Origin of the sequence: Nocardiopsis sp. NPDC050513 (genome assembly GCF_044457925.1) — a bacterium.
Taxonomy (GTDB): domain Bacteria; phylum Actinomycetota; class Actinomycetes; order Streptosporangiales; family Streptosporangiaceae; genus Nocardiopsis.
On sequence record NZ_JBITHK010000006.1, the window covers coordinates 316,109 to 330,696 of the forward strand.

17 protein-coding genes are annotated in these 14,588 nt (G+C 68.1%); 11 read left to right on the forward strand and 6 right to left on the reverse strand.

What is annotated here, in order from left to right:
* Positions 1 to 2: 2 nt before the first annotated feature.
* A complete protein-coding gene (locus ACIBFB_RS13695; protein ID WP_397229964.1) occupies positions 3 to 392 on the reverse strand; it encodes a DUF6153 family protein in 390 nt (129 codons plus the stop codon).
* Between the two features lie 319 nt (positions 393 to 711).
* Here ACIBFB_RS13695 and ACIBFB_RS13700 point away from each other — a divergent pair, with 319 nt between their 5' ends.
* The 3 genes from ACIBFB_RS13700 (at position 712) to ACIBFB_RS13710 (ending at position 4,957) form a co-directional block, all read left to right on the forward strand.
* Complete coding sequence (locus tag ACIBFB_RS13700) at positions 712 to 1,095, forward strand: DUF6507 family protein (protein WP_397229783.1); 384 nt, start codon at positions 712 to 714, stop codon at positions 1,093 to 1,095.
* 311 nt (positions 1,096 to 1,406) lie between these two features.
* Complete coding sequence (locus tag ACIBFB_RS13705) at positions 1,407 to 4,037, forward strand: hypothetical protein (RefSeq protein WP_397229785.1); 2,631 nt, start codon at positions 1,407 to 1,409, stop codon at positions 4,035 to 4,037.
* A complete protein-coding gene (locus ACIBFB_RS13710) occupies positions 4,028 to 4,957 on the forward strand; it encodes a hypothetical protein (protein WP_397229787.1) in 930 nt (309 codons plus the stop codon). The genes ACIBFB_RS13705 and ACIBFB_RS13710 overlap by 10 nt, the downstream gene beginning before the upstream one ends.
* A 138-nt stretch (positions 4,958 to 5,095) precedes the next feature.
* On the opposite strand, the gene ACIBFB_RS13715 is transcribed toward ACIBFB_RS13710, so the two are convergent.
* From ACIBFB_RS13715 to ACIBFB_RS13725, 3 genes are all read right to left on the reverse strand, one after another.
* Positions 5,096 to 5,398 carry a DUF397 domain-containing protein gene (locus ACIBFB_RS13715; protein ID WP_397229789.1) on the reverse strand — a complete coding sequence of 101 codons (303 nt, stop codon included), beginning with the start codon at positions 5,396 to 5,398 and terminating at the stop codon, positions 5,096 to 5,098.
* Between the two features lie 197 nt (positions 5,399 to 5,595).
* A complete protein-coding gene (locus ACIBFB_RS13720; RefSeq protein WP_397229791.1) occupies positions 5,596 to 5,787 on the reverse strand; it encodes a DUF397 domain-containing protein in 192 nt (63 codons plus the stop codon).
* Position 5,788: 1 nt separating this feature from the next.
* Complete coding sequence (locus tag ACIBFB_RS13725; RefSeq protein ID WP_397229793.1) at positions 5,789 to 6,634, reverse strand: helix-turn-helix domain-containing protein; 846 nt, start codon at positions 6,632 to 6,634, stop codon at positions 5,789 to 5,791.
* Between the two features lie 148 nt (positions 6,635 to 6,782).
* On the opposite strand from ACIBFB_RS13725, the gene ACIBFB_RS13730 reads away from it, so the two are divergent.
* The 4 genes from ACIBFB_RS13730 (at position 6,783) to ACIBFB_RS13745 (ending at position 7,798) form a co-directional block, all read left to right on the forward strand.
* A complete protein-coding gene (locus ACIBFB_RS13730) occupies positions 6,783 to 7,073 on the forward strand; it encodes a hypothetical protein (protein ID WP_397229795.1) in 291 nt (96 codons plus the stop codon).
* The gene (locus ACIBFB_RS13735) at positions 7,073 to 7,312 is read left to right on the forward strand and encodes a hypothetical protein (RefSeq protein ID WP_397229797.1); all 240 of its coding nucleotides are present in this window, start codon (positions 7,073 to 7,075) and stop codon (positions 7,310 to 7,312) included. Before ACIBFB_RS13730 ends, ACIBFB_RS13735 begins: the two co-directional genes overlap by 1 nt.
* Before the next feature lie 106 nt (positions 7,313 to 7,418).
* The gene (locus tag ACIBFB_RS13740; protein WP_397229799.1) at positions 7,419 to 7,622 is read left to right on the forward strand and encodes a helix-turn-helix domain-containing protein; all 204 of its coding nucleotides are present in this window, start codon (positions 7,419 to 7,421) and stop codon (positions 7,620 to 7,622) included.
* Positions 7,619 to 7,798: a hypothetical protein gene (locus ACIBFB_RS13745; RefSeq protein ID WP_397229801.1), complete on the forward strand. Its 180-nt coding sequence runs from the start codon at positions 7,619 to 7,621 to the stop codon at positions 7,796 to 7,798. Before ACIBFB_RS13740 ends, ACIBFB_RS13745 begins: the two co-directional genes overlap by 4 nt.
* Before the next feature lie 4 nt (positions 7,799 to 7,802).
* Here the strand turns inward: ACIBFB_RS13745 and ACIBFB_RS13750 are convergent, their stop codons facing one another.
* The gene (locus ACIBFB_RS13750) at positions 7,803 to 8,399 is read right to left on the reverse strand and encodes a TetR/AcrR family transcriptional regulator (RefSeq protein WP_397229803.1); all 597 of its coding nucleotides are present in this window, start codon (positions 8,397 to 8,399) and stop codon (positions 7,803 to 7,805) included.
* Positions 8,400 to 8,484: 85 nt separating this feature from the next.
* Between ACIBFB_RS13750 and ACIBFB_RS13755 the strand changes: the two genes are divergently transcribed.
* Positions 8,485 to 9,672 carry an FAD-dependent monooxygenase gene (locus ACIBFB_RS13755; RefSeq protein ID WP_397229805.1) on the forward strand — a complete coding sequence of 396 codons (1,188 nt, stop codon included), beginning with the start codon at positions 8,485 to 8,487 and terminating at the stop codon, positions 9,670 to 9,672.
* A gap of 89 nt (positions 9,673 to 9,761) precedes the next feature.
* Here ACIBFB_RS13755 and ACIBFB_RS13760 read toward each other — a convergent pair whose 3' ends face one another.
* Positions 9,762 to 10,523: a phosphatase PAP2 family protein gene (locus ACIBFB_RS13760; RefSeq protein ID WP_397229966.1), complete on the reverse strand. Its 762-nt coding sequence runs from the start codon at positions 10,521 to 10,523 to the stop codon at positions 9,762 to 9,764.
* Positions 10,524 to 11,253: 730 nt separating this feature from the next.
* On the opposite strand from ACIBFB_RS13760, the gene ACIBFB_RS13765 reads away from it, so the two are divergent.
* The 3 genes from ACIBFB_RS13765 (at position 11,254) to ACIBFB_RS13775 (ending at position 14,580) form a co-directional block, all read left to right on the forward strand.
* Positions 11,254 to 11,937 (forward strand): GntR family transcriptional regulator, encoded by a 684-nt coding sequence (locus tag ACIBFB_RS13765; RefSeq protein WP_397229807.1) that lies wholly within the window; start codon positions 11,254 to 11,256, stop codon positions 11,935 to 11,937.
* A gap of 507 nt (positions 11,938 to 12,444) precedes the next feature.
* Positions 12,445 to 13,551, forward strand: a complete 1,107-nt coding sequence (pdhA, locus tag ACIBFB_RS13770; protein ID WP_397229809.1) for a pyruvate dehydrogenase (acetyl-transferring) E1 component subunit alpha — start codon at positions 12,445 to 12,447, stop codon at positions 13,549 to 13,551.
* 15 nt (positions 13,552 to 13,566) lie between these two features.
* Positions 13,567 to 14,580 (forward strand): alpha-ketoacid dehydrogenase subunit beta, encoded by a 1,014-nt coding sequence (locus tag ACIBFB_RS13775; RefSeq protein WP_397229811.1) that lies wholly within the window; start codon positions 13,567 to 13,569, stop codon positions 14,578 to 14,580.
* The last annotated feature ends 8 nt before the right edge of the window (positions 14,581 to 14,588 follow it).

Below are 14,588 nucleotides of genomic sequence, written 5' to 3' on the forward strand. Positions count from 1 at the left end.
TTCTAGATCCGCAGAACCGAGAGCTCGGAGAGGTCGGGGGCGCGGGGCTGTCGATCCGACCGCCGGTGCGCACGCGCGGCCGACTGGACGGGCGGCGGGGGAAGCACGACGTCGGGAACCGGTGCCGGGGCCGGGAGATCCAGGCCGGGATGGCCGTCCCAGCAGGCGGGGGCGTCGGTCGAGCAGTCGGCGGGGCCGGCGTGGGCCTGAACGGCGTGGCCGCCGGTCGTGGGCTGGTGGTCCTCGGCGGTGCCGGACACGGGCGGCGCCGCGTGCGCGGCGGGCGCCCTCGTCTCCTCCGGAGCCGTGGGCCCCCACTCGCCGACGCCGTGGCGCGCCACGACGAGCAGGACGAGGACCGTCGCGAGCAGGGCCGACGCCCACCGCGTCATCGCGCGCACGGTCCCTCCCCCCGCGACCACCGGGGTCCGTCGCCCCGCGCTGCGGAGAACATACCACCGAGGGGTATGAGGTCGCCGCCGGGTCGGGGAATGAGCGGCGTCGCCATCCGGTACCCACCACGTCCCCCTGGAAATGGCCAACCGGGATGACCTCCCCCGACATCGGGAGTCAATGCGCCGACAGCCCCCTGACAGTGGGTGTTGGCATAATGACGAGCGGACACATACGGCGAACCGGACTCCAGCCCCATTTCGATGGGAGCACCGGTCACCGCCACGTGCAGCTCGAAGCCGAAGGGAGCGCGCCCGAATGACCACCTGGGACATCCAACCCGGCGAGGTCCTCTCCGTGTTGGAATCCGTCATGGGTCACGTGGGAGAAGAAGGTAGCGGCGAGGGCCTGATCGACTGCATCGACCGCATGGAGACCAGCCTGATCAACGCGAGCAACCATGCCAAGAGCCCAGTTGTCAGCATGGCCCTGGCGGAGTTCGCCGAGCACTACTTCTCCTTCAGCGGTGACATGGTCGCATTGACCGGAAGCGCGATCGAAGGCGCCGGGGAAGCCACCGTGCACTACAACAACGGCAACTATGAGATGGCCGCGGAGTCCCAGGCCAACGCGGGCGAGATCCCACCAACGCCCGTGAACCCCCGCGACGCCGCGCTCGCCGGTAGCGACGTCCCTTTCTAGCCAGCCCCATTCCGCGTCCGTGACCGAAACCGGCCAGTGACGCGGACCACATCCCAACACAGGCCCGCGATGGCCGCAGTCGACGCGGGCATCGGCTTTGACCTGCCCATCGGCACCCACCATCTCGCGTATGAGCGCACACCTCGGCCTTAACCGACAGCTTCGACTCCGTCACCACTCGCTGATAGGACAAAAGGTGCGCTCCACGCTTTCCTTGAATCCCTGACCCGCTCCTACCCCCACTCCCGACCTGCCCTCCCCCGCGAACTGAAGACGGGCCAGGTCCCCCGACGCGAGGTGGAACAAGCTCCGTGAGTGACCCGATCGACCCCGACGCGATCCCCATCCCGCAAACCAGAACCATCCAACTGGAGAACGAGGCCGCGCGGCTCAGGACCATCGGTGGTGACTTCTCCGACTCCGGTCACGACATCACGAGCACCTGGGCCGGATTGTCAGACTGCTATTCCGCTCCCGAGGCGGAGACCCTCTTCGCCGTCCTGAACCCCGTGACCACCAAGGGCGAGGACCTCAACGACGCCCTGACCTCGGCTGCCAGTGCGCTGGAGACCTTCGCCGCGACCGCGGCCGAGATCAAGCTGCGCATGCTGACACTCCAGCTCGAAGCGCGCCGTTTCCTGACCTCCATCGAAGGCGACGACGACTGGGACAAGGGCGGCTGGTTCGGCGGTAAGAGTGACAAGGCGGAAGAACTCGCTGCCCTCCAGGCCGACATCCGCCAGGCCACGGAAGAGTTCACCGCGGCCGAGATCGAGTGCGCCAACGCGATCACGAGCTTGCTTCCGGACGGCACGTTCTTCAGGTCGGCCGATCCCGACGGATCCACCGAGGTCGGGGAGAACGAGTTCGTCTACGGGCTCACCGAGATCCCCGCTGATATGGAAACCGCCTGGGGACCGCCCGCCACCACCGACCACCACTGGTGGGTGGACGCCACCCACGGTGCGTGGGACTGGACCATGGGCGGGGTCACCGACATCGCGGGGATGACCGGCACGTACTACGAAGGTCAGTGGGGCGTACCCATCGTCCTGTTCGCGCCCATCGCACCCTTCATCCGATCCCAGGGCAACGCCAATGCCATGAACTACCGGGAGGACATGGTCACTGGGATCGCCCGGCTGAGCGGGTTCTACCGGGGCGAGGGCCCGGCCCCGGCCACCGCTGAGGACAGCATGTTCGACCGGCCGTACGCGTGGGAGTGGGACGGCTGGTACATCCCCGAATCCCGGGAGGAATGGTGGGGCAACGTCAAGCCCGGCCTCATCGAGATGGCGCACGGTGTGTACCCCTGGACGGAGAACGAGAGGCGGCCCGGCTACGCACAGACCCAGGGGGCCATCAACGTGGCCGGTGTGTTCATGGGCGGGGCAAGCCTGATCAAGGGCGGGCTCGGGGGACTGCGAGCACTCGGCCATGGAGACTTCAACCTCAGCGCGCTGTCCCACGACGAGCTCACTGACGTGATGGGGGGCGGAACTCTGCTCCCCAACGGATCGACCGGCAACGTCCCGCGCCCGGACCTGTCGGACACGTCCGAGGCGCACTGGGACAGCGAGCAGCTGGACTCCGTGCGCGACACCCTGGACGAGCTCGCCGCCCAACAGAGCCCGCCACCACCCGAGGCTCCCTGGGTGCCGGAGGCACAGGAATCCCCCGGACGCCCACCGAACCGGGGCAGCGGCGAGGCGGCACCGACGTCGGACAGCGACGCCGAGGTTCCCGCCGCCTCTGACGCCGACACCCCCGCGCAGGACCCCACGGTGCAGGAGGTGCAGGACGCCCAGACCCTGGCGGAGATACTTCGCGAGAACCCGGAACTCGCCGAGATCATGACCCCGGAGCTGGCGGAGGAGTTCCGGGCCATGGACCCGGACTCCCCGTGGGAGACCGGCGTGGTCCGCGACCCGGAGATGGCCATGGCGGGAGGTGGGTCCGACACCACCGTCACCAACAGCTCCGGCGCCACCCCTGTCGACACCCCGACGGGAGGTTCCGCCGATTTCACGACTGGAGGAGATGGCACGATCCCAGTCGCAGATAGTGCCAACGGCGGTCGAGGCAATTCTGAGAACACGACCTTCGGTGCTGACTCCCAGGGCTCCGTCCCAGGCGATGCCGGAAACGGTAGCGGCGGCGATGGAAACCCTGGAGGAACCAGCACCTCGGCCGAGAACCCTCAGCCAGGTCCTCCAGCGCGGCCCAGCGATGGCAGTTCCGAGCAGCGAAGCCCACACTGGGGAGATGGGGGTGTCGACGGGGATCGAAATGTGGGTGCTCTTCGACCCCCCGGAGAGGTGCCGGACACAGCGGATCACGGACTTGAGCCGACCGGAAGACCAGAGACGGTTGGTTCCACCAAGGATGACATCGTCCGTTACGGCGCCCTGGGCGACGATTTCAGACCCGATATCTTCAACAATCCTCAACACCCATTTACAGACCTAGAACTGAGCCTGGCGGAGCTGAGGTTCAATGAAGGACGGCACGTCGTCGCACTGGAAGAGGGGAGGATGCAGAACGTACCCGGAGCCGATGCACTGGAGCGGTCCGGACCAAACGACCCAGGCAGGTTTGTAGAGTACAAAACGGCACTAACAGGAAGCGCCAATAACATCCAGAAGCAGATCAAGGAGGCCTTTTCCAAGTTCGATCCGAACCGCGAAGGTTTCCATCTGCATGACGCAGATATCGTGATCGATGCGCGCAGCTCCAACGTGGAGACAGTACTCAGGGCAACAAGGAGCAGACTGTCTCAGATGTACAACAGAGGCGAACTGGGAAGAATTAGCAATGTCGGACGTCTTGAAATATACACGAGAGGGACGGATGGAGAACTTGTAAATATCACCTTCCTGAATGGTAGAATATATCAGAACAATACACTTGTCGCATCGTGGGAGGGCAATTCATGGCAGTGATGAGCACTTGCTACATCAGGAGCGACAAAGGCCTGGGGGGACTGTCGGCTGAGATCGCCGTGGCCCTCCGTGCGGATTTCTTCTCCACTTCAGTCAGCAGTTCGTTTCTGAGGTCGACACTGACGCCAGATACGGGCGTCAGTGTGATCATTGAACTCACCGATTTCGCAGAGACCGGGGAACCCGGAATATGCGAGGGTACTGTGTACGAGGACTACCAGTACGATGTTTCGATTCAAGTGACGGGCCCGGGGAGAAGCTCTCCAGTTCAAGAGCTGGAAACTCTGATGATCTTCCTTGACAGGGTTCGCACTGTTGGCGAACACATGGTGCTAGTGGACCCACGCGAGCGCATTATTGCATTCGTTGACAGAGACGGAAGGGTGAACGAGTTGGCGCCCCGGCCCTCCATCCACGATGAAGAGTCGAATGCGTCCATCCGAACTGCCCTCGCAGCCGCACCAGGGACACACGGCCACACGGCCGATAGCGATGGATTCTGCGTTGTCCTTTGCACCCCTGAATCCCTATATATTGCCGGGAACAGGCCTGGAGCCAGCACCCCGCTTCTTGTTGGTGCCGTTTCGCTACACCCCACATCGGAACTGTTGATCGGGGAAACTTCTCTGGCTATCCTGGGCCTCTCTGACGGATCTTACGACATAGATGAACCAAAAGCGATGCCCTCCCCGGAACAATGGCCCTCGGTCTCCGCCTTGGACAAGCCTGAATGCATCCGCCTGATCGCATTGAAGAATTCGAATCACTACGTATCCGTCAGATCATCCCAGCTCGAAAATAATCGGTTGAGTGCAGCCCTCACTGAACTCGATTGGACAGACGAGGGGACGTTTCCAAATCCTGCCAGTGATGTTCTGGGCCAGGAAATACTTCGATTGGCTATGAGGGATGACACCTAGATCTGACACGAAGATCGACGCTCTTACCGTGTCTCCAGTCCGCGCATCTTCCTCATCAATTCTTCAAGAGTTTGACAATCCCATGGGATAATCTTCCCGGAGGGACGCCGCACCGGAAGATCGTTCCTGCCGTCAGTCTCATTGGCGACAACGAGGCAGGATGTATCGCGCTCGGCCCGATCTCTTGACCGTCGGCCGTACGCGCACCGCGCCGAGCAGCGCGGTCCACTCGACGGCGGGCAGCTCCAGGTGACCGAGGTGGCGGTGCTTCGTGTCGCGGATCGCCATGCCGACTGGCAGGTTCGCGTCCTCCACGCAGTCCTGGCCGCGACCGGTGCTGTAGCTCGACCTTCGGAAGGGGAGGTCGGCCACCTCGACGCAGTTCTGCTGCTGCGTGTAGGACGACGTGCGCCAGCCATTCAGGTCAGTCGATGAGTGCATGGCAGCCTTCCTCGCCAGGGTGCGTAGGTTCGACGTTCTCGTACCCCGGCCGAGCCACATCCCCTCTCCCTGTCCCGAACCGGCCAGGTGTACTCAGTGCCTGGCTGCAAGGCGGCCCGCCCGGTACTATCGCCTCGGGAATTGAACACGGCGGTGCCCCGGTCGGATGGCCGGGGCACCGCTGTGTGGGCTCCTTGCTACTGGCTGTGCTTCACCGTGGTCACCAGCCCTGCCCACTCCCGGGACTCGAACAGCAGGTGTCCGCGCCCGCGGTTCTGGGTGTCGCGCACTGCGGACCACCCTGGCAAGTCAGCGACCTCAACGCAGTTCTGCGGCTGAGAGTAGGTCGACTTGCGGAACTGGGTGTCGGGAATCGAACTGACGGTCATCTCAGGTGATCATTTCTCGTAGTCGGGCCAGGGTCTCCTCCGGCAACAGGGCCGCGAGGCGTAGGTGGTCGAACAGCCTCCGATACCGAGCAACCTCGGGGCCTTCCTCCAGGTAAAGGCCGTCGGTGTCGGTTTCCAGGTAGACGATCGAGGGGTCAGCGACGTCCGGGAAGTCCATGATGACGAAGGGGCCACCGGTACCGGGGTGAAGTCGGTCGTGCGGTACGAGCTGGATGGTCGTAGGGGATGCCTCGGCTGTCTGGATGAGGTGTGCGACCTGGCTACTCAGAATCTCGGGTTGTTCGCGTAGTCGCAGGAGCGCCGTTTCGTCGAAGACGAACCAGCAGTCCGGAGGACTGTCTGGGTCATCGAAGAGGACACGCTGCCGCTCGATTCGGGCGTCAACCACTCGTTGCACGTCTTTGGGGTCCCGCACCAAAGCTGTTCGTGTGATGAGTTCGGTGTACTCGGGTACCTGGAGCAAGCCTGGGACAACTGCGAGTTCCCAGTTGCAGACCATCGACGCCTCGGCCTCGAAGCCGACGAACTTGGGGCTGAGCACATCGCGGTAGCGCACCCACCAACCACGGTCACGGGACTGGCGGCACAGATTCAGGACGGCTTCGCGGGTCTCCTCGTCGGTGACCTTGTAGACGTCGAGGAGTGTGCGGATCTCCGAGACCTGGGGACGCTGGCGCTCGCCGGACTCGATGTTGCCGATCTTGCCGCGTGACCACTCAGTGGCTTCGACTACATCGTCGAGGGTCTTGCGTGCGGCATGACGCAGACGACGCAGCTCCTCAGAGAGCCGTCGGCGACGCACGGTGGGCGAGTATCGCTTGCTCATCTGCTCTGCTCCTGGGGGTCTTCCGGTGCACCTGATCGTATGACTGCGACAGCAAAAGCGGACAAACCTGTATTCCATGTTTCAGTATGGAGGCGTTCGATTCCCTCGCCGGACCTCCCATCCGGCACCCGACCCCTGGAGGTACGCCTTGCGCTACCTGCTCCTGCTCCTCCTGGCGCTGTGGCCGCTCGCCCGCGCCGTCCGCCCCGACCGGGCCGCGCACGACGCGGTTCCCGCTCGCACGCTCGTCCGCCGCGCCCTCCGCCCCCGCCGCGCGGCGCGCACCCGCCGCTACGCCCGGCCCGGACCGGCCCTGCCCGCCGTCGTCTCCGGTCCCGCCGACCTGCTGCGTCTGGTGGCCGACGCGCCGTGGCCGCCCCCGATGACCCTGTCCCCGGTGGCGACCGGTCTGACCTGGTTGAGGGCGGGGTGGCGGTGATGGACCGACCGGAGGTGCGCCGCGCCCTGGACGAACTGGTCGCGGGCCGCTGGGTCGTCTCGTACGAGATCGACGACGCCGGGGTCAAGACCTACACCGCGACCCGGCCGGTCGGCTGGTCGGGCACCGACGACCCCTTCGAGCGGCTGGAGGCCCCCGCGTACGGGGAACTCCTCTCACTCATCACCCGTCGCGCCCGACAGCCGGTGCCCCCGCCGAGGAACGGCCGGGCCCGCTGAGCGCCCCGGGACCAGAAGGCCCCCGGTCGAGGACGACTCCAGCCAAGAGCAGAACCGCCGCGCCCCGCCCCCGGGGCGCGGCCCCCGAACCCGTGGAGAACCCCAGATGAGTGACGAGACGGCCAACAAGACGACGAGGCTGCTGACGGCGGGCGAGGTCGCGGCGATGTTCCGGGTCGCGAGCGCGACGGTGAACCGGTGGGTGCGCCAGGGCCGGGTGCGGTGCGTGCGCACCCCGGGCGGCGGCCAGCGGTTCGACGAGGCAGAGATCCGCCGCGTGTTCGGCGACCGGACCGGCGGTCAGCCGTGAGGGCCCGGCGGGACTGCCGCGAGCCGTCCGAGGACCGCCCCCTGACGGCCGAGGAGGAGCGGGCGGTGGAGATCCAGGGCCGGTGGGTCGCCCTGCGGATCGCCTGGGAGGAACGGCTCAGGGCTCGCGGCGAACGGGTGCCGGGCCCGTTCGAGAACGTCGAGTGGGGCGACTGAGGGCCTACCCCCCGTGCGCCGGGTCGGCGTCCAATAGCCCGTCGAGCAGGACCGACGCGATCGTCCTCAGCTCCTCCTCACCCAGCGGAGCGGCGGCGCCGACCCCGGCGAGGGAGTCGAACAGCATCCCCTCGATCCACGCGAGGAACGCCCGCGTGTGCCGCCGGGGCGTCGCGGAACCCAAGCCGGAGAACAGCTCGTCGAGCATCGTGCGGAACCGCTCGCCCAGCCGGTCGTAGATCTCCCGCAGCTCGGGGTTGCGTCCGGCCTCCAACGCCAGCTCGTACCGCGCCAGCGACCGCTTCCGGTCACGCGTGGCGGAGACCCGTAGGAACCGGGCCGCCAACCGCGCCGCCTCCGCCCGGTCGGCCCTGATCTGGCTGAGCAGGGACATCGTGTCCCTCTCCTCCTGGTCGACCAGCCAGGTCAGCGCGGTCTCGATCAGCCGCAGCCGGGTCCGCGCGTGGTACGAGGTCGATCCCGGCGGGAGCCCGGCCGCCTCGTCCACCGCGCGGTGCGTGAGCCCGCGCAGCCCCCGGTCGGCGATCAGCTCCACCGCGGTGGCGGCGATCAGCTCCACCCGCTCGTTCGGGTTCGGCACGTGCCGTCCCCCCTCCACCCGTCGTCTCTACACCTGTAGAGTAATGGCTCTACAGGTGTAGAGACTGCGACCACGGGGAGCTGACATGGCAAGAGCGGTCGTCATCGGGGGCGGCATCGGCGGGTTGGCCACGGCCCAGGCCCTCCAGGCACGCGGATGGGCGGTCGACGTCCTGGAGGAGCGCGACCTCGCGCCGGTCGGCGCGGGCCTGGCGGTCGCGCCCAACGCCCTGCGCGCACTGGACACCGTCGGACTCGGCGACGCGGTGCGCGAACGGGCCGCGATCGGCACCGGCGGCATCCGCACCTGGCGCGGACGCTGGATCATGCCGACCGACGTCGACGAGATGCGCCGGCGGTTCGGCGACACCATCGCGATCGTGCCCCGGGCGGAGCTGATGGAGATCCTGTCCGGCGGAGCGGTCGCCCCGGCGATCCACACGCGGACCCGCGCGGTGCTCACCGACGCGGGCGATCGGGACCGGCCCGCCCGGATCACCGCCGACGACGGCCGTGAGTGGGAGGCCGATCTGGTGGTGGCCGCCGACGGCATCCGCTCGCACACCCGGGAGACGCTGTTCCCCGGGCACCCGGGCCCCGTCCACTCCGGCTTCACCACCTGGCGCCTGATCACCGAGGGCGTCGACGCCTCGGTGTCCGCGGAGTCGTGGGGTCCGGACGGGTCGGTCGGGATCATGCCGCTCGCCGACGGCCGCGTGTACCTGTACGCCATGAGCCGGGTGCCCGCGCACACACCGGCGGGTGACGAGCGCGCCGGGCTCCTCCGCCGCTTCGGCCGCTGGCACGACCCGATCCCGCAGGTCATCGACCGAGCGGACCCCGGCGCGGTGCTGCGCAACGACGTCTGGCACATGGCCACGCCGTTGCCCGCCCACCACCGCGGCCGGGTGGCGGTAGTCGGCGACGCCGCGCACGCCATGACGCCCAACCTCGGACAGGGCGCCTGCCAGGCGATCGAGGACGCCGTCGTGCTGGCCCACGCGGTCGGGAAGGGCGACGCGGTACCGGAGCGACTGCCCGCCTACACCGCCGCCCGGCTCCCCCGCACCTCAGCCATCGTCCGCCGCTCCGCGGCCGTCGGACGGATGTCCCTCGTGCGCAACCCGCTGGGCAGGGCGCTGCGCGACAACGGGACGGTGCTCACCCTCCGGCTCCTGCCGAGCCTGTTCTTCGGCCCCGTGGAGGAGACCCTGGGCTGGCGCCCGCCGACGGACGGATCCCGCCCCGAGCGGTCCGCCCGGTACGGGGCCTGACGCGTCCGCGGCGGTGTGCGCGCCGACCGCGCATGGCAGCGGCGCCCACCGGAGGGGGTCCGGCGGGCGCCGCGCACCGTGGAGGGGGCTCAGGAGCCGGTCTCGACCGGCGCCTCGCGCCCGTACCAGGGCCACCACTCGACCGTGCGGCCGTGCGGGAACATCCGGTCCAGGCGGATGGTGACCCGGAGCGCGAACCCGCCCGCGACCATGCCGGCCAGCAGGTCCGTGAACCAGTGGAAGTGCAGGTAGACGGAGACGGTCGACTGCAGCAGGGCGATGCCCACGATGCAGAACCCCAGCCGCCGGATGATGTGCGGCCGGGCCGCGGCGAAGCGGATGATGAGGAACAGCACCAGTCCGTAGATGAGGATCGCGTTGGCCCCGTGCCCGGAGGGGAAGGCCACGTTGCCCATCCCCTGGAAGAAGTCCGGGTCGAAGTCCTTGGCGTGCCCCCGGTTGATCGCCAGCTTCATCACCGACACCAGGGACATCATGCCGACCACCCCGACCGCGCTCAGCACGATCGGCCGCCAGCTGCGGTGCCAGTAGGCGAGCTGGATCGCGGTCACCAGGAGGACGGGGAGCGCCACCGCACGCGAGGCCACCGTGTCCGGCCAGAAGATGAGCGGTTCGCGCAGCAGGTCCCAGTAGGGCCGCGGCAGCTCGTTGAGGAACACGTCGACGGGGTGCAGCGGCCCGGCGGCCAGCATCGTCACCACGAGGAGCGCGACCGCGAGGATGATGGCGGCCCGGTCCGAGGCCAGTCCCCACGCGATCTCGCTCACACTGGGCCACGTGACGGCGCGCACGACGGGGACCCCCGGGGCCGTGCCCGAGGTGCGCACCACCGGAATGGGACCGCTGTACGGCCCCGGTGCGGGGGACCGCTGCTGTCTGTCGTGTGCCTTCGTCACGTGGATGGACCGTGCGTGCCGGGTCCGCGAAGAGTGCGTCATGTGCTCAGTGCTGTCTCTCGGGGGCTCGCCTTGGCGCTCCCGTGAGCGCGGGGGACGGGCTAGCCGCGGTTGCTGGTACTGATCCTGACGTCCTCAGGGCCGACTCGGGGATCGTCGTTACAGGACGGGAACGATCCCCGTCACCCCGTTCGACGGCCGGGCCTTGGAACCGGTTCACGACATCGTGTCCGGTCACGGGCAGGTCCGGCGTCCAAGGAACAAACTGGACGGCGGCGGCGCCCCTGGGGTGCGCCGCGCCTCGCGAATATGGTCGTCAGCGCGGGTCTGGGCGCTCTCGTCGGGTCCTTTGCCGTGGCATGGGCCACTCCTCGCCGAAGCAGGGGTGAACATTGCCGACAGATGAGCCTACCTGGACACTTCCACCCAAGAGCGTCCCGGCGGGTCAACCGTGATCCTTCCACCTGGGACTTTGCCCCATGCCCCGGTACTCGTCGGGCGTGGTTCACTCCGGGGAGACGCGTTCGTGACGTTTCCGTTAGGCGTTCGACGCACGCGGTCCGGTCGACCCGCGCCGGTGTGGCACCCTTCAAGGAGCTTGTACGTCGCTGAGCGGACGGGCTCGCGCGGGGTGCGCGCGAGCCGTGGAACGGAAGGGCCGTGGATGGTCGACCTCCCGCAGTTGCCGGATGATCCCTCGAAGCTGGCCCGGGAGCCGCTTCGGGAGCAGATCCGGCAGGTACTGGTCGAGGGCCTGCTGTCCGGGCGGTGGAAGCCCGGCGAACGGATCGTCGAACGCCGCGTCGCCACGGAGCTCAGGGTCAGCCAGGCGCCCGTCCGCGAGGCGCTGCGCGAGCTGGAGACGCTGCGGCTGATCGAGACCGTGCCGAACAAGGGCGCCCGCGTGCGCGCCTTCGGGGTCCAGGACATGGCGGAGATCTACCCCGTGCGCGCGGGCCTGGAGCTCGTCGCCGCCCGGCTCGCGGCGCCCCGGCTGGCCGCGGACCCCTCCCCGCTGGAGCGGGAGGTCGAGGCGCTCAAGCGGGCCACCGCCCAGGGCGACGTCTCCGAGCAGATCCGGCACAGCGTCGAGTTCCACCGCGAGATCGTGCGCGCCGCCGACAACAGCGTGCTGCTGCACACCTGGGAGTCGCTGGGCGTCGAGGTCTGGACCGCCCTGTCCGTGCGCTGGCTGGACATGGAGCTGCACGCCAAGGCCGCGGACCACGACCAGATCACACGGGCCTTCCGCGCGGGCGATCCCGCGGTGGGCCAGATGGTCAGCGACCACGTCCTCAACTACGTCGAGGCCGCCCTCCGGACGCACGGACAGGCCGCGCACCACTGACGCGGTCCGGGGACCACGCTCCGGCCGGTCCCGGGACGATCTCCGAGCGAATCAGGGGTGACCTGCCCTTTCGCACCAAACTTCGGAGATCTACCGTAAAGTCGTATTGATCGATCATCGATCAGTCCGTAGAGTGTGCGCGACGCACGTCACACGCACGTGTCCCACGGGATCACGGTGTCGTTCATCCGGCCGGTGGACGAACCCGGGTGACCGGAGACCGCCGCGCCGACCGCACGGGATGCATAGGGCACCCCAGACCGGGAAGCAATGCGGTCAAGGGTCCGGGCGACAACTGCACACGAGACCCCATCATCGCTTCGCGTCCGGGGAGCAACGAGCCACAGGCCCCGAGACGCGCCCCGCGACAGCCACAAGAGCGCCACCGCCGAATGAGCCCGGCGGCGGCGCACGCCACGGTCACGCCCGACAGCGGGCCACGGCGGGCCTCGCGCTCCGGCCCACAGGCCCGGGCGACAGGCCTTCTCGTACGTAGAAAGGCACACCATGGCTGACACGGCCAAGCCGAAGGGCGGCGCCGCCAGGTCCTCCGGGGCCCGGCGGCGGACCCGTAAGGACACCTCCCCGAGCCTCAGCAACGAGAGCCCCGACACCCTCCTCGACTACTACCGCCGGATGCTCTTCATCCGCCGCTTCGAGGAGCGCACCGCGCAGGCGTACACCCAGGCCAGGGTCGGGGGCTACTGTCACCTGAACCTGGGCGAGGAGGCCACGGTCGTCGGCCTGATGACCGCCCTGAAGGAGACCGACTACCTCTTCACGAACTACCGCGACCACGGGTACGCGATCGAGAAGGGGATGGACCCCAAGCGGGTCATGGCCGAGCTCTACGGACGCTCCGACGGCGTGTCCAAGGGCTGGGGCGGCTCGATGCACATGTACGACACCGAGTCCCGCATGCTCGGCGGCTACGGCATCGTCGGCGGTCAGCTCCCGCTGGCCACGGGTGCGGCGCTGGCCGTCTCCTACAAGGGCGGCGACGAGGTCGTCATGTGCCAGATGGGCGACGGCACCACCAACATCGGCGCCTGGCACGAGTCCCTCAACATCGCCAAGCTGTGGAACCTGCCGATCGTCTTCGTGGTGATCAACAACTTCACCGGCATGGGCACCACCGTCGAGATGTCCTCGGCCGAGCCCGAGCTGTACAAGCGCGGCGCCGCCTTCCGCATCGAGGGTGAGCGCGTGGACGGCCGCGACGTCCTGGCCGTGCGCGACACCGCCGCCCGCCTCGTGGAGCGCGCCCGCGAGGAGCAGACCCCGTTCCTGCTGGAGGCGTGGAGCCACCGGCAGAAGGGCCACTCGGTCGTCGACCCGGCCAAGTACCGCACCGACGAGCAGCGCGACACGGCGCGGGCCGACGAGAACGACCCGATCCGGCTGTTCGACGACAGGCTCGCCAAGGCGGGCGTCCTGACCGACGAGATCCGCGACGAGATCGCCGCCGCGGTCAAGGCCGAGGTCGCCGAGGCCGCCGACTTCGCCGAGAACAGCCCCAAGCCCGACGTCTCCACGCTCTTCGACTACACGTACGCCACCCCGGTTCCCAACGAGTCGCGGCGCATGCCCGCCGACCCGGTGTTCGCGGAGTAGGGAAGGAACCAGCACATGTCTGTGATCACCTACCGCCAGGCTCTGCGGGACACCCTGCGCGCGGAGATGCTCCGTGACGAGAACGTCTTCGTCATGGGCGAGGAGATCGGCGTCTTCGAGGGGTCCTACAAGATCACCGAGGGCCTGCTCAAGGAGTTCGGCCCCCGCCGGGTCAAGGACACCCCGATCGCCGAGGAGGGCTTCGTCGGCGCCGCCATCGGCGCCGCCATGCTGGGTCTGCGCCCGGTCGTCGAGCTCATGACGATCAACTTCTCGCTGATCGCCATCGACCAGATCATCAACCACGCCGCCAAGATCTACGGGATGTTCGGCGGCCAGACCAGCGTGCCCATGGTCATCCGCACCCCCGGTGGCGGCGGCCAGCAGCTCGGTGCGACGCACTCGCAGAACATCGAACTGTTCTACTCCTTCATCCCGGGCCTGAAGGTGCTCGCGCCGAGCACCCCCGCGGAGGCCTCCTCGATGCTCCGCGCGGCCATCCGCGACGACGACCCGGTCCTCTTCCTGGAGAACCTGGGCCTGTACAACTCCAAGGGCGAGGTGCCCGAGGACTACGCCGAGGCCGACAACGACAACGTCGCCCCGATCGGCCGTGCCGCGGTCACCCGCGAGGGCTCCGACATCACGCTCATCGGGTACTCCCGCATGGCGACGGTGGCGAGCCAGGTCGCCGAGAAGCTGGCCCAGGAGGACATCAGCGTCGAGGTGGTCGACCTGCGCAGCCTGCGCCCGCTGGACCGCCAGACGTTCGTGGACTCGGTGAAGAAGACCGGCGCCGCGGTGATCTGCGAGGACGACTGGCTGACCTACGGGATCGGCGCGGAGATCGCCGCGTCGATCCAGGAGGGCGCCTTCGACTACCTGGACGCCCCGGTCCGACGCGTGGCCATGGCGGAGGTGCCGATGCCCTACGCCAAGCCGCTGGAGACGGCGGCCCTGCCCTCCGTCGAGTCGATCAGCACCGCCATCAAGGAGACCCTGAGCGCCGTCGGCAAGCGGGTCGGGTAGAGGAGTTT